This window comes from Ruegeria sp. CE6, from assembly GCF_056537485.1.
On sequence record NZ_JBQFRR010000002.1, the window covers coordinates 349,283 to 366,811 of the forward strand.

A 17,529-nucleotide genomic window follows, 5' to 3' on the forward strand; every position below is an offset into this window, starting at 1 on the left:
TCATTGGGACCCGTATCATGAGCACGATCATCGACATCCACGCACGCGAAATACTGGACAGCCGGGGCAACCCGACGGTCGAAGTGGACGTGATTCTGGAAGACGGCACCATGGGCCGCGCCGCTGTGCCTTCAGGGGCGTCGACCGGCGCCTACGAGGCGGTGGAAAAGCGCGATGGTGACAAATCTCGTTACATGGGCAAGGGCGTGCTGGAAGCGGTTGCTGCCGTTAACGGTGAGATCGCCGAAGAACTGGTGGGCTTTGACGCGACCGAGCAGGTGGCCATCGATCAGGCGATGATTGAACTCGACGGGACCGAGAACAAGGGCCGTCTGGGCGCGAACGCTATCCTGGGTGTCTCGCTGGCGACGGCCAAGGCGGCGGCGGATTTCACCACGCAGCCTCTGTATCGCTATGTTGGCGGTACTTCGGCGCGCGTTCTTCCGGTTCCGATGATGAACATCATCAACGGGGGTGAGCACGCCGATAATCCGATCGACATTCAGGAATTCATGATCATGCCGACCTCGGCCGCGAATATCCGCGAAGCCGTGCGCATGGGGTCGGAGGTGTTCCATACGCTCAAGCGCGAACTGTCGGCTGCCGGACTGGCCACCGGAGTGGGGGACGAAGGTGGTTTTGCCCCTAACATCGCTTCGACCCGTGAGGCACTGGATTTCATCCTGCAGGCGGTCGAAAAAGCGGGCTACAAACCCGGAGAAGAGATCCATCTGGCGCTGGACTGCGCCGCCACCGAATACTACCGCGACGGAAAATATGTTCTGTCGGGTGAAAACATCTCGCTGACCTCAGAGGAAAACGCAGAGTATCTGGCGACATTGGTCAAAGATTACCCAATTATCTCGATCGAAGACGGCATGTCCGAGGACGATTGGGATGGCTGGAAAGCGCTGACTGATGCCATCGGCAACGAAGTACAACTGGTCGGCGACGACCTGTTCGTAACCAACCCAGAGCGCCTGGCCGAGGGGATCGATCGTGGCTGTGCCAACTCGATGCTGGTCAAGGTGAACCAGATTGGATCACTGACCGAAACTCTGCGCGCCGTCGATATGGCCCACCGTGCACGGTATACCAACGTGATGTCGCATCGCTCGGGCGAGACCGAAGATGCCACCATTGCCGATTTGGCTGTGGCGGCCAACTGCGGGCAGATCAAAACCGGCTCGTTGGCGCGGTCGGACCGGTTGGCCAAATACAACCAGCTGATCCGCATCGAGGAATCGCTGGGTGAGGTCGCAGAATACGCCGGCGCGTCGATCCTAAAGCGCTGAGTTTGGCGTACTTGGTAAAACCAGATCAGGCCCCGGTAGAACGCCGGGGCCATTTTTTTCTTTGAGTCATTACCGATCCGTCTAAGCTGGGCATCGAAGGCCAACATGGGAGAGGGCGATTTATGACAACATTCAAACGCATCGTTGGCGCTGGGGCGCTATTGATCCTGCCTCAGCTTGCAGGGGCTGATCGTCCGCCTCAGGCAGTGTGCCAGAAAATGGTGGAAGGCGATCCCAGCGGGCAGGTCACTATGGAGGAATGCCTGTGCACCTATAACGTCGCCAACACGGTTTTGGACGATGACATCAAAGAATTATTGTTCGAGTCCTGGTACACCGGTGAGAACATAACTGAACAGTTGAATGCGCTGCCCAAACCCAAACGCGTGCCCCGGCAGTTCAAGACCATGGAGCAGACGTTCAATAAGAACTGCCGCTGATCGTTAAGCTAAACAAACATAAATGTCGTTATGTGTGAACTTGTTCCTATTGCGGCGCTGTGACTCCCGATAGTCTGCAAACATTGCAGAAAGGGGGACGATATGTCTGCTTCAAAGGTCTTTCTCGTAATTTCAATGCTTTGCGCGGGGATGCTGGCCGCATGTTCAGAGCCTGGGACCTATCCGATCACAGGGATGCAGGTTTCGCAGGATGATCCGGTGCAGGAAATGGCAAATCCGGCGGTAATCTTCCGGGGGGAATCGCGCTAAAGCGATTTGCTCATCAGCATGTAGCGATCGCGCGGTTTAAAACCTGACCGCAGATATAGTTTCTGCGCGGTTTCGTTGGTTCGGTCGACCTCAAGATGCAGGGCGGTCAGACCGGCCTCGGCCAGCGCCTTGGGGAGATCATGCAGCACTTCGGTGGCGATACCGCGTCCGCGAACGGCGGGGCGGATGTAAATCTCATCTACAAAGGCATCCATGCCACCAAACTCGACCGACCAGCCGAAGGTGAGGATGACATAGCCCAGCGGCGCGCGGCCCGGACCGATCAGATATATGCACCCATGGGGTATTCCATCCAGCAGTGGGGCCAGCGCGTTGCGACGTTTCTCGTCATCCTGCGCGATGCCGGATTCCGAGTGAAACGCTGCGACCAGCGCCATCAGTCGGTCCAGATCGTCGGGGCGGGCAAGGCGGAGTGCGGCGGTCATAGGCGGGCAAGTCTTTCTGTGAGCAGGTCGAAGAAACCTTGGGCATCCACGTCACCCATGAACATGGCGTTTGGTGCGCGATCAGTGACCCGCCACCAGTCGGCCACTGTCATGCCCAACGTCAATTCTGATTGGGTTTCGATCTCAACATTGATGTGGCGGCCCGAGAACAACTCGGGTCGGATCAGATAGGCGGTGACGCAGGGGTCGTGCAGCGGTGCGCCCTCCGATCCGTATTTTTCCTTGTCGAAACGTTCGAAGAAATCGGTCATTTCTGCGACCGCATGACCAACCTTGCTGTCCAATGCCCGGAATGCATCGTTGCGATGGGGCGTGACCAGCGCGTCGTGGGTGACATCCAGCGGCATGACTACGATGTGAATGCCGGATTTAAACACGATTTCAGCAGCTTCCGGGTCGACATAAATGTTGAATTCGGCTGCTGGTGTGATGTTTCCAACCTCAAAATACGCACCACCCATCAGCACGATTTCCTGCACCCGGTTGATGATGTCGGGCGCTTTCTGGAACGCTGTGGCGATGTTCGTCAGCGGCCCCAGAGGGCAGAGCGTCACCGTGCCGGGCTCATGTGCGCGTAGGGTATCGATGATAAAATCGACCGCGTGACCCTCGGCCAGAGGCATTTCGGGATCTGGCAAAACAGGGCCGTCGAGCCCTGTTTTACCATGCACATGCTCGGCGGTGACGAGCGGGCGTTTCAAGGGGCGATCGCATCCGGCGTAGACGGGGATTTCGGTGTGCCCCGCCAACTCGCACACGATGCGAGCGTTTTTGGCGGTCAGCTCCAAAGGCACGTTTCCAGCGACGGCGGTGATACCCAGAACCTCGATCTCTTCGGGGCTGGCAAGCGCCAGAAGAATGGCGACGGCGTCGTCCTGTCCGGGATCGGTGTCGATTATGATCTTGCGGGGCATTGTGGTCTCCGGGGCCGTGAAGGGCGGACACTCGCAAGTGTCGCGGGGCTTGTCCAGCGGTTTCAGGCCTCGCGTGCGGCATCCACCGGCGGGAGTTTGCCGTTGGCGCGGTGTTCCTCGATTTTCACCTCATCCCACAGCGCGTCCATTTCGGCCAGATCACTTTGGGTGGGCGTTTTTCCGCGTTCGGCCAGCCGGGCTTCGACCTTCTCAAAACGACGAGTAAACTTGGCGTTTGTGCGGCGCAGGGCAGCCTCGGGTTCGATGCCCAGATGGCGGCCAAGGTTGACCATCACAAACAGCAGATCGCCGAATTCATCCTCAAGCGCGTCGGCATCCATGCTGTCGCGCGCCTCTTCCAGTTCGGCGGCCTCTTCGGTGATTTTGGCCAGCACATGGCTGGCGTCGGGCCAGTCGAACCCTACGCGCGCGGCACGTTTCTGCAGCTTATGTGCGCGTAGCAGGGCGGGCAGGTTGGCGGCGACACCGTCTAGTGCACCTTTTTGTTCTTTGCCCGCACGTTCGGCGGCTTTGATGGTTTCCCAGTCCTTTGTCTGTTGATCCGCCGACTTGTCTCGGGACTCATCACCGAAGACGTGTGGGTGACGGGTAACCATCTTGTCCGACATGGTGCGCACCACGTCCTGAAAGGTAAAATGCCCAGCCTCTTCAGCCATTTGCGCGTGGAAGACGGATTGGAACAGCAGGTCGCCCAGCTCTCCCTTCAATTCGTCATAAGCCTCGCGTTCGATGGCATCGGCGACTTCATAGGCTTCTTCGATCGTATAGGGCGCGATGGTCGAAAAATCCTGTTCGATATCCCACGGGCAGCCGGATTGAGGGTCGCGTAAGCGGCGCATGATTTCCAGCAAACGCTCGATACCTGCGTCCGTGTCGTGGATCAGAGGATTTTCGGCCATTGCGAACCCTTTCGTTCCGGTGTCAGATGCATCCATCCCGCAGTCAGGATCAGGAGTCCACCCCAGATGCCCGTCGTCAACCGAATTGCCGATTACGCCGCTGATATGGCCAAGTGGCGCCAGCACCTTCACACCATCCCCGAATTGGAATTCGAATGCTATGAGACCGCCGCCTATGTGGCCGAGCGTCTGCGCGAGTTTGGGGTAGATGAACTGCATGAGGGAATCGCCAAAACCGGCATGGTCGCAATCATCAACGGGCAGGGCGAGGGACCGACTATTGGTCTGCGCGCTGACATGGATGCTCTGCCGATTACCGAGGAAACGGGCGTGGACTACGCCTCGAAGAACCCCGGTAAGATGCATGCCTGCGGTCATGACGGGCACACAACCATGCTGCTGGGTGCTGCGCGCTATCTGGCCGAAACGCGGAATTTTGCGGGCCGGGTTGCGCTGATCTTTCAGCCTGCCGAGGAAGAGGGCGGCGGCGCGGGCGTGATGGTTGAAGAAGGCATCATGGATCGGTTCGATATCTCTCAGGTTTACGGTATCCATAACACTCCGGGTCGGCCCGAGGGGCTGTTCGAAACCACGCCGGGGCCGCTGATGGCCGCAGTAGATACGTTTGAGATCCATATTCAGGGCGTGGGCGGCCACGGGGCAATGCCGCATGAGACGCGCGACCCGGTGATGGCAGCTTGCGGGATGGCGCAGGCGATCCAAACCATCGTCAGCCGCAACCACTATGCGCTGGACGATCTGGTGGTGTCGGTGACGCAGATACACACCGGAACAGTGAATAACGTGATCCCTGATACCGCTTATCTGAACGGCACCGTTCGCACCTTTGATCCGGCCGTGCAAAGGATGGTCAAAGAGAGAATGGCGCAGATCGTGGCGGGGCAGGCGGCCTCGTACGGTGTCGAGGCCAAACTGGACTATCAGGAGGGTTATCCCGCCACTATCAACGACGCCGACAAGGCGGCATTCGCGGCTGAAGTGGCGCGGGATGTATCCGGCGCGGAACGCGTGAAAGATGATGCTGGGCGTGAGATGGGGGCAGAGGATTTTTCCTACATGCTGCAGGCCCGACCCGGTGCTTACCTGTTCATGGGGCAAGGAGATGGCGCGGGGCTGCACCATCCGAAATACAACTTCAATGACGACGTCGCGCCGATCGGAGCGTCCTTCTTCGCACGGATCGTCGAAAAGGCACAGCCGTTGGGCTGACAGGGAAAAGACATGGCACTGGAAGATGCAAAGAACCAGGTGGATGAGGCATTCACCAACCCCGATCTTAAGGGGCTGTCCTATGAAAACACCTTTGGCGGCGCGACCTCATTCCTGCGGCGGCTTTATACCAAAGACCTGACGGGTGCGGATATTGCTGTAACCGGCGTGCCTTTCGATCAGGCGGTGACAAACCGCCCCGGAACCCGTCTGGGGCCGCGCGCGATCCGTGAGGCGAGCGCGCTGCAATCGCCGGATGCGCCTTATGGCTGGCCTTTTGATGCGCTGAGTGAGCTGGCCATCGTGGATTATGGCGACATGGCCTATGACTACGCCAATATCCCGGCCTTTCCCGACACGCTGACTGACCACATTCGGACCATTCTGAAGGCCGATGTCGCTTCGGTCACGCTGGGCGGGGATCATTATATCAGCTTCCCGATCCTTAAGGCCTATGCCGAGAAATATGGGCCAATGTCGCTGCTGCAATTTGATGCGCATACGGACACCTGGGCCGATGACGACATGTCCCGCGTGGATCACGGGACGATGTTCTACAAGGCAGTGAAATCGGGGTTGGTTGATCCGAAACGCTCGGTTCAGGTGGGCATTCGCACTACAAACGAAGACACGTTGGGCGTCAACATCATCGACGCGCGCGAGGTTTACGAATCCGGCCCAGCCGCCGTGGCGCAGAAGATCAGGGGTATTCTGGGCGACAGCCCCGTGTACCTGAGCTTCGACATCGACGGTCTGGACCCTGCTTTTGCGCCCGGTACTGGCACGCCAGTCTGGGGCGGGCTGAGTTCGATTCAGGCGCAAATCATCCTGCGCGACATTGCCGGGATCAACCTCAAAGGTGGCGACGTGGTCGAGGTTTCTCCGCCCTATGACACCTCTGGTGCGACGGCGATTGCGGGGGCGCATGTGGCAACACAGATCATTTGCCTTTTGGGGTGGAACAAGCTGGTGAAGCCTTAACCTTTGGTTAGGCATAATCCCGGTATCTGCTTGGTGAGGCGCCGGATCGGAGACATCACATGACCCAATACAACCAACCGATTGGCGGCAATGATCTGGCACGGTTTTCGGGGCCGAACACGTTTATGCGGTTGCCACAGGCGTCGTCGCTGGACGGGCTGGATGTGGCGATCCTGGGGGTTCCGATGGATATCGGCACTTCGTGGCGGTCGGGCACACGGTTCGGACCCAAGCAGATTCGCAGTGAAAGTGCGATGATCCGGCCCTATAACATGTCCAATGGCGCGGCGCCCTTCGACCATCTGCAGATCGCAGATATCGGCGATCTGGCGATCAACACTTTCTCGCTCGCCGATAGTCTTAAGATCATCAAGGAAAGCTATGACGGCATTTTGGCGCAAGGTGTTGTCCCAGTGGCGATGGGTGGGGATCACTCGATCACTTTGCCGATCCTGCGGGCGATGGCAGCCAAGCACGGGCCTGTGGCACTGGTGCACGTGGACGCCCATGCCGACGTGAATGATGAGATGTTCGGTGAAAAGGAAACCCACGGCACTGTCTTCCGCCGCGCCTATGAGGAAGGGCTGATTGTCCCTGACAAGACCTTTCAGATCGGCATTCGAGGCTCGGGTTACGCCGCCAGCGACTTTACCGAGGCACAGGGTTGGGGGTTCCGTCAGTACCCGGCGTGGGAGCTGTGGCAACAGAACCTGACCGAAATAGGCTCTTTGATCCGTAAAACTGTTGACGATCACCCGGTCTATATCACCTACGATATCGACAGCCTCGATCCGGCCTATGCACCCGGAACAGGCACGCCCGAGATCGCAGGTCTGACCACTCCGCAGGCGCTGCAGTTGATCCATGCGCTGGCAGGCATGAATGTGGTGGGCTGCGATCTGGTCGAAGTATCTCCACCCTATGATCCGTCGGGCAATACGGCACTGACCGCAGCCAATCTACTGTTCGAGATGCTGTGCATTCTGCCCGGAGTGACGTCACGATAGGGGTGCGACGCCATCCTCTGACCGAGTAAGCAGGGCATAGCGGGAATGAATGGGCAGATAAAAATGTTGCTGTGGCTGTTGATTGCGGTGGGCCTTGCAATGGGTGCCTATATCAGACTTGCGCCTTCAGATCCTGTGCGCTGGCATGTGGCCCCTGAAGACACGGAACGAGACCTGAAGGGTGGTGTCGTTCGGGTCGTCGAAACCGGTCCTGATGGGCTGGCGCGTCTCGATAAAATTGCGCGCGCAACACCACGCACCAGTGTGCTGGCCGGATCGCTGGAAGAGGGCATGATCACCTATATCACCCGTACCAAGGTGTTCGGTTTTCCCGATTACACCACCGTGCAGCTAGACGGTGATACGCTGCGTATCTATGCAAGATTAAGATTTGGCCGGAAAGATTTCGGCGTCAATCGGGACCGGGTCACCCAATGGCTTGCTTTGCTGCAACCCTGACGACAAACAGCCCTCTTGCACCTCGCGCCACATGGGCACGTTCAGCGACATCTGGCATTGAGCCATGAACATGCGGCCGTCGACCTGCAGGCATATCATCTCTCCCAGCTCGATGCGGGTGCCGGATTTGTCGGTGCAATAGCAGTCTTGCACTTTGCCTCCGGGGCCAACAACATCGGCCATTCCGGGCGTCGCAATGAGTGTCAGGGCTAAGATCAGTCGCTTCATGGCCCAAGCCTAGCACAAGGCAGGGCCTTGACCAAAGCCTCTGGATGATAGACACCGCGCGGATGATCCCCGAAGAACGCCTTGAACAGATAACTCAGCGATTCCAATACCTCGAAGCGGCCATGGCGGATGGTGCCTCGGGCGGGGATATTGCAGCTTTGGCAAAGGAATATTCCGACCTCAAGCCGGTGGTCGATCAGATCATGGCGTGGCGTCAGCTGGTTTCTGATCTGGCCGAGGCCGAGGCAATGCTGTCCGACCCGGACATGAAAGAGCTGGCTGAAGAGGAAATTCCAGAACTGCAGGCGCGTATCCCCGAGGCGGAGCATGCCTTGCAGCTGGCGCTGTTGCCCAAAGACGCGGCTGATGCGCGCCCGGCAATGCTGGAAATACGCCCCGGCACCGGCGGGGATGAGGCCGCGCTGTTTGCCGGAGACTTGCTGCGCATGTATCAACGCTATGCCGAAGCGCGGGGCTGGCAGTTCGAGATCATCGAGGAACAAGCGTCTGATCTTGGTGGGATCAAAGAGGTGGTGGCACATATCAAGGGCGACAATGTCTTTGCGCGGATGAAGTACGAATCCGGCGTGCATCGCGTGCAGCGCGTGCCCGAAACCGAAAGCGGTGGGCGCATTCATACCTCGGCGGCGACGGTGGCGGTTTTGCCAGAGGCCGAGGATGTGGACATTCAGATCGATGCCAATGACATCCGTATTGACACGATGCGCAGCTCGGGCGCGGGGGGGCAGCACGTGAACACGACGGATTCGGCTGTGCGGATTACTCACTTGCCCAGCGGTATCGTGGTGACCAGTTCCGAGAAATCCCAGCACCGAAACCGTGAGATAGCGATGCAGGTGCTGAAAACGCGCCTTTATGATCTTGAACGGCAGCGGATCGACAGCGAACGCTCGGCGGATCGCGCCAGTCAGGTCGGTTCAGGTGACCGGTCGGAACGGATTAGGACGTATAACTTCCCGCAAGGCCGCATGACGGATCACCGCATTAACCTGACGCTTTATAAGCTGGATCAGGTGATGCAGGGCGATCTGGATGAGGTGATCGACGCGCTGACCGCAGATGATCAGGCTCGGCTTCTGGCCGAAATGGCGCAATGATTTCGGCGCTGACAGCCGCGCAGGCCATGGTCGCTGCAACCGCACGTTTGCGAGCAGCCGGTGTGCCTGATCCAGCGCGGGATGCGCGGGTGCTGCTGGCGCATGCGGCGCGGATCGAGGCCAGCCGGGTGACTCTGATCGCGCCCGAAGAACTGCCTGTCGATATTGCGGAACGCTATGACCAGCTGATTTCGCTGCGGGCCATCCGTGTGCCGGTGTCGCATCTGTTGGGCGAGCGGGAATTCTATGGCCGCCGGTTTCGGGTCAGTCGCGATGTGCTGGACCCGCGCCCGGAGACCGAGGCATTGATCGAGGCGGCGCTGAGCGAGCCGTTTGATCATGTACTCGATTTGGGTGTGGGCTCGGGCTGTATCCTGATCACCTTGCTGGCCGAGCGGGCGAGTGCCTCGGGCGTCGGCGCCGACCTCAGCGAAGCTGCCTGTCTGCAGGCCAGCGCCAATGCAGTACAGCATCAGATGCAGGCGCGCGCCGAGATTCGGCAATCTGACTGGTTCGAAAACATTAAGGGTCAGTTCGATCTGATTGTCTCGAATCCGCCCTATATTTCAGCGGACGAGATGCACGCGCTTTCCCCTGAAGTGCGCGAGCATGAGCCGCGCATGGCGCTGACGGATGAGGGCGACGGTCTGGATGCCTATCGCCGTATTGCGGCGTCGGCCCCGGATTATCTGATGCCCGGCGGGCGTATCCTGGTTGAAATTGGCCCGACACAGGGCGCTTATGTTTCTGCCCTTTTTGATGCCGCTGGTTTGACCGGCGTAAAGGTGATCCCCGATCTGGACAGGCGTGATCGTGTTGTGGGGGCCAGAATGCCGCCTTCTAAGCGAAACTGAGGCCGAAAAATGCCGATTGATGTAAAAAAGCTGCGACATTTTCGAGAATCCCCTTGTCTGAACGCTCAGGACATGTTTACTCAGGATTAGTCGGCGAGGTTGACGCTGTTTCAGCGCACCCCCGACGCCAAGCCCAAAAAGTCGATAGCGCGTAACGGCACAAGCCACTGAGCAGCGTTAGATACGGGTTGATCGACAGTGAATTGATAAGGCTGACGTAAAGTAAGATGAGATCTTCCAAATCCCGCTCGCGGGCCAAGAACAACCGCAATCGTCCTTCTGGCGGAAACGTCGTAAACCGGGTTTTTGACAGCTCGGGCCCCGAAGGCAAGGTGCGTGGCACACCGCAGCAGATCATTGACAAATACAACCAATTGGCGCGCGACGCTCAGCTGTCGAATGACCGCGTGGCAGCTGAGAACTTTCAGCAACACGCCGAGCACTATCTGCGCATGCTAAGCGAAGCGCAGCGCGAGATCGAAGCGCGCCGCGAAGAGCAAGAGCGTCAGAACCGCGAACGACAGGCCGAGCGTGATCGTGAACGCGCCGAGCGTCAGGAACGCGAAGCAGCCCGTCAGGCCGATCCGGCCGAGGCTCCGCAGCCGGACGTTGTGGATTTCGGGAATGAGGCGGCTGCGCCCGATACAGGGCTGGTCGAGACGCCGGAAAGCAAGGATGCCGAGCAACCCGAAGCGACCGAGCGTAAGGAAAAGCCGCGCCGCCCGCGCACCCGGAAGCCAAAGGCTGCCACCCCTGCGGCTGAGGATGCACCCGCTGACAAGGGCGACGCACCCGAGGCAGCTGAATAAGGGCTTTTCGATCATGAATTGAATGAAAACCCCGGGCAAAGGCCTGGGGTTTTTTCGTTCAGGGTTTGCGAATTTCGCGCGCGAGCGCGCAGAAGGCTTCGAGCGGGATCTGCTCGGCCCGGTCGGTGGGTTTGATTCCGGCTGCGATCAGGCGGTCCTCGATATCTGGCGCTGCCCCTTTGAGTGAGGCCCGGAGCATTTTGCGGCGCTGATTGAAGGCTGTGGCAACCACGCGCGACAGGGTTGCGGCGTCAGCGGGATAGCGGGGTTCGGGCAGGGCAGTCAGGTGAACCACGGCGCTTGAGACCTTGGGCGGTGGAGTGAAGGCTCCGGGTGGCAGGGACATTGCAATGCGCGCTTCGGCCCGCCATTGGGCAAGGATGGCGAGGCGGCCATAGGCCTTGCTGCCGGGTTGGGCGACGATCCGCTCGGCCACTTCACGTTGAAACATAAGGGTCAGGCTCTGCCAGAAGGGCGGCCATTCGGGCGGGGTGAGCCAGCGGACCAGAAGCTCGGTCCCGACATTGTAGGGAAGGTTCGCGGCCACCCGGATCGGAGGTGTCAGGTGGGCCAGCGGCTCGATTTCCAGCGCGTCGCCGTTGATTACTTCCAGCTGGCCCGGATAGGCGGCGGCGATGTCGTTCAGGGCGGCGATGCAGCGGGTGTCCTTTTCCACGGCCACGACTTTGCGCGCGCCTTCGGACAGAAGCCCGCGAGTCAGACCTCCGGGGCCTGGGCCGATTTCAAGGACATCGCATTGAGTCAGATCACCCGCCTGCCGCGCGATCTTGGCTGTCAAGTTGAGGTCGAGCAGGAAGTTCTGGCCCAGCGACTTGCGGGCCGAAAGCTGGTGAGTTGCGATAACCTCGCGCAGCGGGGGGAGGGAGTCGATGGCGCTCATGACTTTAGCGTTGTTCGGAATGGAGGGGGAGCGCCAGAGATTTTTTTGCCTCCGGCGGAGGTATTTGGGGCCAGATGAAGCATTAGCGGGACTGCGCCATTCGCTGGGCGAGCTTCAGGGCCTCGATCAGGCTGTTGGGGGTCGCGCTGCTTTGGCCCGCGATGTCCAGAGCGGTGCCGTGATCCGGCGAGGTCCGGACGAAGGGCAGGCCCAAGGTTACGTTCACACCGCGGTCGAAATCCAGTGTCTTTATCGGGATCAGGGCCTGGTCGTGATACATCGCAATCGCGGCATCATATCGCGTGCGCGCCGCGGCGTGGAACATAGTGTCTGCCGGGTGGGGTCCGGTCACGGTGCAATCGACTGGATTGAGGTCTGCGATCAGTGGCGCGATCCAGTCAAGCTCTTCCGTACCCATTTTCCCGCCTTCGCCTGCATGGGGGTTCAGCCCCGCGATGGCGATGCGAGGGTGGGGGATGCCGAATTGGGTGCGCAGGCCTTGGGCGGTGATCTCGATGGTTTCACGCAGCACATCCGGGGTGAGTGCGCTTGGGACCTGGGAGAGCGGGATGTGGATGGTGGCAGGAACCACGCGGAGCTGTTCGCTGGCCAGCATCATTACCACGCGCGACCGGCCTGCCAACGCCGCAAGAAATTCGGTATGGCCGGGGAAGGCAAAGCCCGCACCGTCGATCAGCGCCTTTTTGTGGATCGGCGCGGTACACAGTGCAGAGGCTGCGCCGGAACTCACCAGCTCAACACCCTTTTCAATAGAATCGATGACCGAAAGTGCGTTTGCTGGATCGGGGTGGCCGGGCGTGTTCGGGGCAGGAAAGTCGAAATGCAGCACCGGCAGAGCCGAGGCGCTGGCCGGTGTCGCCTCAGACGGGTCGGCGATCCGGGTAATGGGTGTTCCATCGGGCAAATGTGATGCGTCGCCGATGTAGAAGAACGGACAGGTATCGCGCAGGGCTGCCCAAGCTTTGGCTGCGATTTCGGGTCCGATCCCGGCGGGCTCACCACAGCTTAGCGCGATTGGGGCGATCATTGTTCGATGATGACAGCGTCGGCCCTCAGCTGTTCCAGCAGGCTGTTTGCAAGGGCCTGTAACCGCTGCTGGGTTAGTGCGTTTGCTACGTCCACACGGGTGGTGTCTTCGCCCAGGTTGCGGGTGCGATTGCACAGCATCAGGAACATCAGCGTCTGCCCGTTGTTGCGCGTCAGCGTGGCCGATGCCTCATTTGGATCAAGCTTGGCCAGCTCAAGCGCTACGTCGCGTGGAATCGCCGAGGGGCTTTGGGTAAGGCGTTCCAGCACGTCGGGCGATTGATCTTTGGCTATGCCGTAGAGGTCATCGCAAGTGTCGATCTCTTCCTTGAGCTTTTCGGCTTTTGCAAGCGTTTCGGTGCTGCGGCCACCGGGAAGGTAGTAGATCGCGTAGTCGATCTCGGAATAGGTTGGGGCACCTGCGGCAACTTCGCGGATGCCGCGCATCTGGAACAGAGCCACCGCGTTCGGGAGCGACAGCGGGTCGGTGATCTCACCGGTTTTCAAGCCCAGAATGACTGGTTGCAGCGCCGGAGGCAGGTTGTTGAGCGACAGCCAATCCAGTCGCCCGCCATTCTCGCGTGTGGCAGCGGCAGAGTATTGCGTAGCAGCCGAAGAAAAGCTGTCTTGATCGGGAAGTTGTGAGATTTCATCGGCCAGGGCTTCAGCCTGCGCCAGGGTCTGCGGTGTTACCGGAATGATAATTTCGGACAACAGAACCTGTAGGCCGCCGCCGCCACCCTGACCCAGTGCACGGTTGATCTCATCTTCCGAGGGACGAGCCTGCGACAGAAAGCGGGTACTGACAAAGTCGCGCCAGGACAGTTGATCGGCAACAAAATCCCTGACGGTTTCCTTTGATACGCCCGCATCGTTGAGCAGCTGCAGAAACTCTTCGCTGCTGAGGTTTCCGCGCGAGGCGAATTCATCAATCCCGGTCTGGATATCTTCGGGCGCGGCTTCGATGCCGGCATCGCGCATCGCCTGTTTGCGCAGACGATCCTCGATCAGGGCTTCGCGGACTTCGCGCTCGGAACTGCCCGGAACGCCGAGCAGTTCGAGAAACTGCTGACGTTGTTGAAGTTCATACCAGGTGACGATGTCCTGATTGACCCGGATTGCAGGCGAGAACAGGCTTTGAGCCTGGACCTGTGGTGTGGCCATTGCAACAAGCGCGGCAGCTAGCACCGGCAGCACCGATCTGCGGCAGCCAGAGCGGAGAGATTTTGTGAAACCTGAGATCAACTGCATCTTCTCTTAAACTTCTGTCCATCGCCTTCGACGGAATACCCTGTCAGGGCAACGGTAAAGCCGAATTCTGTCGAAGGCTCAATACTTGATGTGGAGGTAAAGCGTCTGTTGACGTTCACATTTACCTGCACACACTCATTTTCGTAGGTCACGCCGAACCCAAGGCGGAGTGGTTCGGATTCGCTGAAATCATAGCGTGCGCTGGCAAGGGTTAGCCAATTTTGGTCTACGCGGTAGCGGCCACCGACCCGTAGTTCCGAGATTTCATCATTATTTGCTTCAGCAGGATCAGGTTCGAGCCAGATGTACCCGCCGGAGATTGCCGTATCTCCATTAGACCAGCCTGCACGAATTTCAGCTTTGGTAAAACTGAAATCGCTGTTTAAAAGCCCACGCGCGGCCAATGTCAGCCCCTTGCCGTTATTCAATTGCCCGGCAAGCAGAATGTCGGACTTGGTACCCTGCAGCCCCGATGTGAGCGTGAAATCCGGATCCGCATCGGACCGGAAGACCTGTCCGATTGTCGCCAGCGCCCGCCAGCCGTCAGCATTGTACCGAGACCAGTTCAGGCCCACAACGGCGGTTGCACCGTCTTCGCGGCGGTCGGGGGCCGGAAAGCGCGAAAGGGACAAAAGATTGCCCTGATCGAGTTCCTGAAAGGTACTTTCATCGTTGGGAACGTCATTGTTCGAAACATGCGTCCAACCAATTTGCGCGATTGGCTCAAGGATTTGTGTTGCACCGGACTGCTCGCGGCGCAGCATGGGGTAGCGCAGGGTAAAAGCTGCACGCGGGGTCGAGCGGGTTACATTGTTCGGAAACTCGCTGTCATTGCGGATATTGAACGTATCCACTGACGCGCCCACCAATGCCTCTGCACGTAATCCGGTCGCAAAGGTCCAGTTGCGCAGCCATTCCGCATCGAATGTTGCCCTGGCGACGTCGCGACCAATAATATCTTCGTCACTGGTTCGCGTGTGGGTGTGACCATCGAGGCTTAGTTCAACTTCACCCCCTAAGGTGCTGGGGAAGAATCGCTTTCGATAGTTGATGTCGAAGACACGCGATGGGATTTCATCCTGATTTTCGCTATCCCGAAGGGACTTGTAGTGGATGAAGCTGGTTCTGAACGCCGTATCACGCTTGATCCGCTCAAGTGCAATTTCGCTACGCAGGCGGTCAAAATCGGGCAAGCCGTAATCTGCCAGATACGAGTCATCCGAAGTTGTTTTGATATCGAATGTCAGCCGGTAGTCATTTCCAAGACCGAACCGGCCATCGGCGAAGAAATACCCCCGATCCTGACCGGGCTGCAGGTCGTCGCGTGTATAAGAGCCTCGCAGCCGAATGCGCCCGCGTTTGAATGCCTGCCGGTAACGAAACCCAAGTGTGCGGGTCTTGGACGACAGATAGGGCGTCAGAGTCAGGTCCTTGTGATCTCCGATCTTGAAGAAATACGGCACCTGAACTCCAGTGCCCAGTTGCGAAGTGGTGCGGATCGACGGCACGAGAAAGCCGGTCGCCCGCTCAAGTGTCGGGTCGGGTAGGCGTAGCGTGGGAAAGTAGAAGACCGGGACATCGAGTATTCGGAACTGTGCGCCTTCGAAATAGAGCTGCCGTTCAAGCTGGTCATGGGTCACTTTCCGGGCGCGAATTTGCCAGATCGGGGGTCTGCCATTCGCGCAGACATGACATGAGGTTGCAGCGACCTTGCTGAATTGCGTATAGCGACCTGCCGCACGGGTGGCCTGGACTGAGGCGATCTGCACTTGCTGGTCAAAGACCATGCGCGCGCCCATCAGAAGTCCATTCTGTATCCCGCTGTCCAACTGCGCGGAATCGGCCAGCAATGTGCTGTTCCCGCCTTGATCGATCCGGATTGGGCCGGTCAGGGTCAGCTCGCCGGTTTCGCGATCATAGGTGACGCTTTGCGCTGTCAGTTTGACGTCGCCTTGGAAGGCCTCGACATTCCCCTCTGCGACCAGTTTGCGATCCGGGGTAATGAATATCTCATCGGCCACCAGTAGGGCGGGTTGCTTCTGTTCAGTCGCGTCAGCCTCGCTGGCGGCACCTTCTGGTTCGGACTGAGCGGTGGCTGCTGCTGGCAGCGAGAGGATCAGTGCGCTCGACAGCAACAAAGACAGGACGGAGCGCATCAGCCATCCTCCGCATGGAGCAACAGGCCCAGAGACAGTAGAATGCCCGCAAAGGGTGGGGCCCAGGCCGAGACCAGAATAGGTAATTGCCCGTTTTCGCCAAGAATTTGGGCGAAATTCCGGATGAAGTAGATACCGAACCCCAGCAATACGGCGGTCAGCACGGCAACTCCGGTGCCGCCGAACCGGACATGGCGCATTGTGAAGGCGGCCCCGATCAGAACCATCGAAACCAGAAACAGGGGTCGCGCAAGTTGTACCTGCAGCCAGACCTCATATTGCTTGGTTGAAAATCCCGCCTCGCCCAGATCACGAATCAACTGGGGCAGATCATAGACCGAAACTGAATCCTTTTGCCCGAGAGTGTCCAGAATCCGGTCTCTGGTCAGCGTTGTGGGTAGGTTCAGGATCTCATGGCTGGTGGCATTTGCTTCGGGATTGAGATCGTCCTGAATGGGCCAGATTTTGGCCTGATGCAAGGTCCAGAATCCATCCTCCAGATCAGCTTGCTGGGCCGAGATTTGCTGGTTCGGCTTGCCGTCGGATGAGAACGTTGTGATGGTCACGTTCCGCAGGGCGAACCGGTCGCCGTTGACAGTGCCGGTTGCGTGAATCACCGACTGACCGTTGGCTGAGCTCTGGCGCAGCCACAACCCCTCGCGGCTGATGGACAGGGCTGAGCCACCCTGGTTGCGATAGCCATCGGACAAGCGTTGGAACTCTTCCGACGTCGCGGCCGCGATGGGATTCAGCAAAGTCACAGCAAGTGCGCCGATGGTCAGCGCAAGCAACACGGGCGCCAGCAGGGCTCGGATACCGGATCGCCCGATAGCGCGGGTCACCACCAGTTCGGAGCTGCGGGCGAGGCCGACAAACAGCGCGATGGTGGCCAGGATCATTAGCAGGGGTAACATCTCGCTGATCGCGGCCGGTGTGTTCAGCAACGTCAGTTGCAGCAACTGGCCAAAGGATAGGTCAACGCCATCGAACCGCCGCACCTGTTCGATCAGATCGATCAGGATCATCAAGGTCAGAAAAATGCCGCCGATTACAAGAAAGCTTTGAATAAAGCGGCGGGCAAAATAGCGGTCGAGGATCACTTGGGCATCCCCGTCAAACCCCGGCATCCAAGAATCACAATCGGGCATGGAATCATGCGCGACGGCCTGTAACTGCCGATTG

The 17,529-nt window shown here is 59.0% G+C and carries 19 protein-coding genes; 10 read left to right on the forward strand and 9 right to left on the reverse strand.

The window, feature by feature from the left end:
* Positions 1–17: 17 nt before the first annotated feature.
* From eno to ACR0DK_RS10195, 3 genes are all read left to right on the forward strand, one after another.
* Positions 18–1,295 (forward strand): phosphopyruvate hydratase, encoded by a 1,278-nt coding sequence (gene eno / locus ACR0DK_RS10185; protein WP_480736008.1) that lies wholly within the window; start codon positions 18–20, stop codon positions 1,293–1,295.
* A gap of 122 nt (positions 1,296–1,417) precedes the next feature.
* Complete coding sequence (locus ACR0DK_RS10190; RefSeq protein WP_170422059.1) at positions 1,418–1,735, forward strand: hypothetical protein; 318 nt, start codon at positions 1,418–1,420, stop codon at positions 1,733–1,735.
* A gap of 102 nt (positions 1,736–1,837) precedes the next feature.
* Positions 1,838–2,005 (forward strand): hypothetical protein, encoded by a 168-nt coding sequence (locus ACR0DK_RS10195; RefSeq protein WP_170396730.1) that lies wholly within the window; start codon positions 1,838–1,840, stop codon positions 2,003–2,005.
* Here ACR0DK_RS10195 and ACR0DK_RS10200 read toward each other — a convergent pair.
* The 3 genes from ACR0DK_RS10200 to mazG all read right to left on the reverse strand — a co-directional run bounded on the left by ACR0DK_RS10200 (position 2,002) and on the right by mazG (position 4,306).
* On the reverse strand, positions 2,002–2,451 hold the full coding sequence (locus ACR0DK_RS10200) for a GNAT family N-acetyltransferase (RefSeq protein ID WP_170422057.1): 450 nt from the start codon (positions 2,449–2,451) through the stop codon (positions 2,002–2,004). The two genes, ACR0DK_RS10195 and ACR0DK_RS10200, sit on opposite strands and share 4 nt — an antisense overlap.
* The gene (locus ACR0DK_RS10205) at positions 2,448–3,386 is read right to left on the reverse strand and encodes a nucleoside hydrolase (RefSeq protein ID WP_170662756.1); all 939 of its coding nucleotides are present in this window, start codon (positions 3,384–3,386) and stop codon (positions 2,448–2,450) included. Before ACR0DK_RS10205 ends, ACR0DK_RS10200 begins: the two co-directional genes overlap by 4 nt.
* A gap of 62 nt (positions 3,387–3,448) precedes the next feature.
* Complete coding sequence (mazG, locus tag ACR0DK_RS10210) at positions 3,449–4,306, reverse strand: nucleoside triphosphate pyrophosphohydrolase (protein WP_170662754.1); 858 nt, start codon at positions 4,304–4,306, stop codon at positions 3,449–3,451.
* A 66-nt stretch (positions 4,307–4,372) separates the two neighbouring features.
* On the opposite strand from mazG, the gene ACR0DK_RS10215 reads away from it, so the two are divergent.
* From ACR0DK_RS10215 to ACR0DK_RS10230, 4 genes are read left to right on the forward strand one after another with little or no spacing between them, the layout of a single operon-like run.
* Complete coding sequence (locus tag ACR0DK_RS10215) at positions 4,373–5,536, forward strand: M20 aminoacylase family protein (protein ID WP_170636205.1); 1,164 nt, start codon at positions 4,373–4,375, stop codon at positions 5,534–5,536.
* Between the two features lie 12 nt (positions 5,537–5,548).
* Entirely contained in the window at positions 5,549–6,517 is a 969-nt protein-coding gene (speB, locus tag ACR0DK_RS10220; RefSeq protein WP_170406255.1) for an agmatinase, read from the forward strand.
* A 59-nt stretch (positions 6,518–6,576) separates the two neighbouring features.
* Positions 6,577–7,524 (forward strand): agmatinase, encoded by a 948-nt coding sequence (gene speB / locus ACR0DK_RS10225; protein ID WP_170396741.1) that lies wholly within the window; start codon positions 6,577–6,579, stop codon positions 7,522–7,524.
* 45 nt (positions 7,525–7,569) lie between these two features.
* Positions 7,570–7,983, forward strand: a complete 414-nt coding sequence (locus ACR0DK_RS10230; protein ID WP_170509517.1) for a DUF1499 domain-containing protein — start codon at positions 7,570–7,572, stop codon at positions 7,981–7,983.
* On the opposite strand, the gene ACR0DK_RS10235 is transcribed toward ACR0DK_RS10230, so the two are convergent.
* Positions 7,909–8,211, reverse strand: a complete 303-nt coding sequence (locus tag ACR0DK_RS10235) for a hypothetical protein (RefSeq protein WP_170509520.1) — start codon at positions 8,209–8,211, stop codon at positions 7,909–7,911. The genes ACR0DK_RS10230 and ACR0DK_RS10235 overlap by 75 nt on opposite strands.
* A gap of 62 nt (positions 8,212–8,273) precedes the next feature.
* Here ACR0DK_RS10235 and prfA point away from each other — a divergent pair, with 62 nt between their 5' ends.
* The 3 genes from prfA (at position 8,274) to ACR0DK_RS10250 (ending at position 10,992) form a co-directional block, all read left to right on the forward strand.
* Positions 8,274–9,329: a peptide chain release factor 1 gene (gene prfA, locus ACR0DK_RS10240; protein WP_170396981.1), complete on the forward strand. Its 1,056-nt coding sequence runs from the start codon at positions 8,274–8,276 to the stop codon at positions 9,327–9,329.
* The gene (gene prmC / locus ACR0DK_RS10245) at positions 9,326–10,183 is read left to right on the forward strand and encodes a peptide chain release factor N(5)-glutamine methyltransferase (RefSeq protein WP_480736014.1); all 858 of its coding nucleotides are present in this window, start codon (positions 9,326–9,328) and stop codon (positions 10,181–10,183) included. Before prfA ends, prmC begins: the two co-directional genes overlap by 4 nt.
* Before the next feature lie 227 nt (positions 10,184–10,410).
* On the forward strand, positions 10,411–10,992 hold the full coding sequence (locus tag ACR0DK_RS10250) for a DUF4167 domain-containing protein (RefSeq protein WP_170396747.1): 582 nt from the start codon (positions 10,411–10,413) through the stop codon (positions 10,990–10,992).
* Between the two features lie 58 nt (positions 10,993–11,050).
* Here ACR0DK_RS10250 and rsmA read toward each other — a convergent pair whose 3' ends face one another.
* From rsmA to lptG, 5 genes are all read right to left on the reverse strand, one after another.
* Positions 11,051–11,893, reverse strand: a complete 843-nt coding sequence (gene rsmA, locus ACR0DK_RS10255; protein WP_170610981.1) for a 16S rRNA (adenine(1518)-N(6)/adenine(1519)-N(6))-dimethyltransferase RsmA — start codon at positions 11,891–11,893, stop codon at positions 11,051–11,053.
* Positions 11,894–11,975: 82 nt separating this feature from the next.
* Positions 11,976–12,941 carry a 4-hydroxythreonine-4-phosphate dehydrogenase PdxA gene (gene pdxA, locus ACR0DK_RS10260; protein ID WP_480736018.1) on the reverse strand — a complete coding sequence of 322 codons (966 nt, stop codon included), beginning with the start codon at positions 12,939–12,941 and terminating at the stop codon, positions 11,976–11,978.
* Entirely contained in the window at positions 12,938–14,191 is a 1,254-nt protein-coding gene (locus tag ACR0DK_RS10265; protein WP_480736020.1) for a peptidylprolyl isomerase, read from the reverse strand. Before ACR0DK_RS10265 ends, pdxA begins: the two co-directional genes overlap by 4 nt.
* Positions 14,182–16,347: an LPS-assembly protein LptD gene (locus ACR0DK_RS10270; RefSeq protein WP_480736022.1), complete on the reverse strand. Its 2,166-nt coding sequence runs from the start codon at positions 16,345–16,347 to the stop codon at positions 14,182–14,184. The genes ACR0DK_RS10265 and ACR0DK_RS10270 overlap by 10 nt, the downstream gene beginning before the upstream one ends.
* The gene (gene lptG / locus ACR0DK_RS10275) at positions 16,347–17,447 is read right to left on the reverse strand and encodes an LPS export ABC transporter permease LptG (RefSeq protein ID WP_223118273.1); all 1,101 of its coding nucleotides are present in this window, start codon (positions 17,445–17,447) and stop codon (positions 16,347–16,349) included. Before lptG ends, ACR0DK_RS10270 begins: the two co-directional genes overlap by 1 nt.
* Positions 17,448–17,529 lie beyond the last annotated feature (82 nt).

Bases quoted from the DNA above. Each gene is read 5' to 3' on its own strand.
- eno (WP_480736008.1), top strand. From the start codon at position 18: ATGAGCACGATCATCGACATCCACGCACGCGAAATACTGGACAGCCGG.
- ACR0DK_RS10190 (WP_170422059.1), top strand. From the start codon at position 1,418: ATGACAACATTCAAACGCATCGTTGGCGCTGGGGCGCTATTGATCCTG.
- ACR0DK_RS10195 (WP_170396730.1), top strand. From the start codon at position 1,838: ATGTCTGCTTCAAAGGTCTTTCTCGTAATTTCAATGCTTTGCGCGGGG.
- ACR0DK_RS10200 (WP_170422057.1), bottom strand. From the start codon at position 2,451: ATGACCGCCGCACTCCGCCTTGCCCGCCCCGACGATCTGGACCGACTG.
- ACR0DK_RS10205 (WP_170662756.1), bottom strand. From the start codon at position 3,386: ATGCCCCGCAAGATCATAATCGACACCGATCCCGGACAGGACGACGCC.
- mazG (WP_170662754.1), bottom strand. From the start codon at position 4,306: ATGGCCGAAAATCCTCTGATCCACGACACGGACGCAGGTATCGAGCGT.
- ACR0DK_RS10215 (WP_170636205.1), top strand. From the start codon at position 4,373: ATGCCCGTCGTCAACCGAATTGCCGATTACGCCGCTGATATGGCCAAG.
- speB (WP_170406255.1), top strand. From the start codon at position 5,549: ATGGCACTGGAAGATGCAAAGAACCAGGTGGATGAGGCATTCACCAAC.
- speB (WP_170396741.1), top strand. From the start codon at position 6,577: ATGACCCAATACAACCAACCGATTGGCGGCAATGATCTGGCACGGTTT.
- ACR0DK_RS10230 (WP_170509517.1), top strand. From the start codon at position 7,570: ATGAATGGGCAGATAAAAATGTTGCTGTGGCTGTTGATTGCGGTGGGC.
- ACR0DK_RS10235 (WP_170509520.1), bottom strand. From the start codon at position 8,211: ATGAAGCGACTGATCTTAGCCCTGACACTCATTGCGACGCCCGGAATG.
- prfA (WP_170396981.1), top strand. From the start codon at position 8,274: ATGATCCCCGAAGAACGCCTTGAACAGATAACTCAGCGATTCCAATAC.
- prmC (WP_480736014.1), top strand. From the start codon at position 9,326: ATGATTTCGGCGCTGACAGCCGCGCAGGCCATGGTCGCTGCAACCGCA.
- ACR0DK_RS10250 (WP_170396747.1), top strand. From the start codon at position 10,411: ATGAGATCTTCCAAATCCCGCTCGCGGGCCAAGAACAACCGCAATCGT.
- rsmA (WP_170610981.1), bottom strand. From the start codon at position 11,893: ATGAGCGCCATCGACTCCCTCCCCCCGCTGCGCGAGGTTATCGCAACT.
- pdxA (WP_480736018.1), bottom strand. From the start codon at position 12,941: ATGATCGCCCCAATCGCGCTAAGCTGTGGTGAGCCCGCCGGGATCGGA.
- ACR0DK_RS10265 (WP_480736020.1), bottom strand. From the start codon at position 14,191: ATGCAGTTGATCTCAGGTTTCACAAAATCTCTCCGCTCTGGCTGCCGC.
- ACR0DK_RS10270 (WP_480736022.1), bottom strand. From the start codon at position 16,347: ATGCGCTCCGTCCTGTCTTTGTTGCTGTCGAGCGCACTGATCCTCTCG.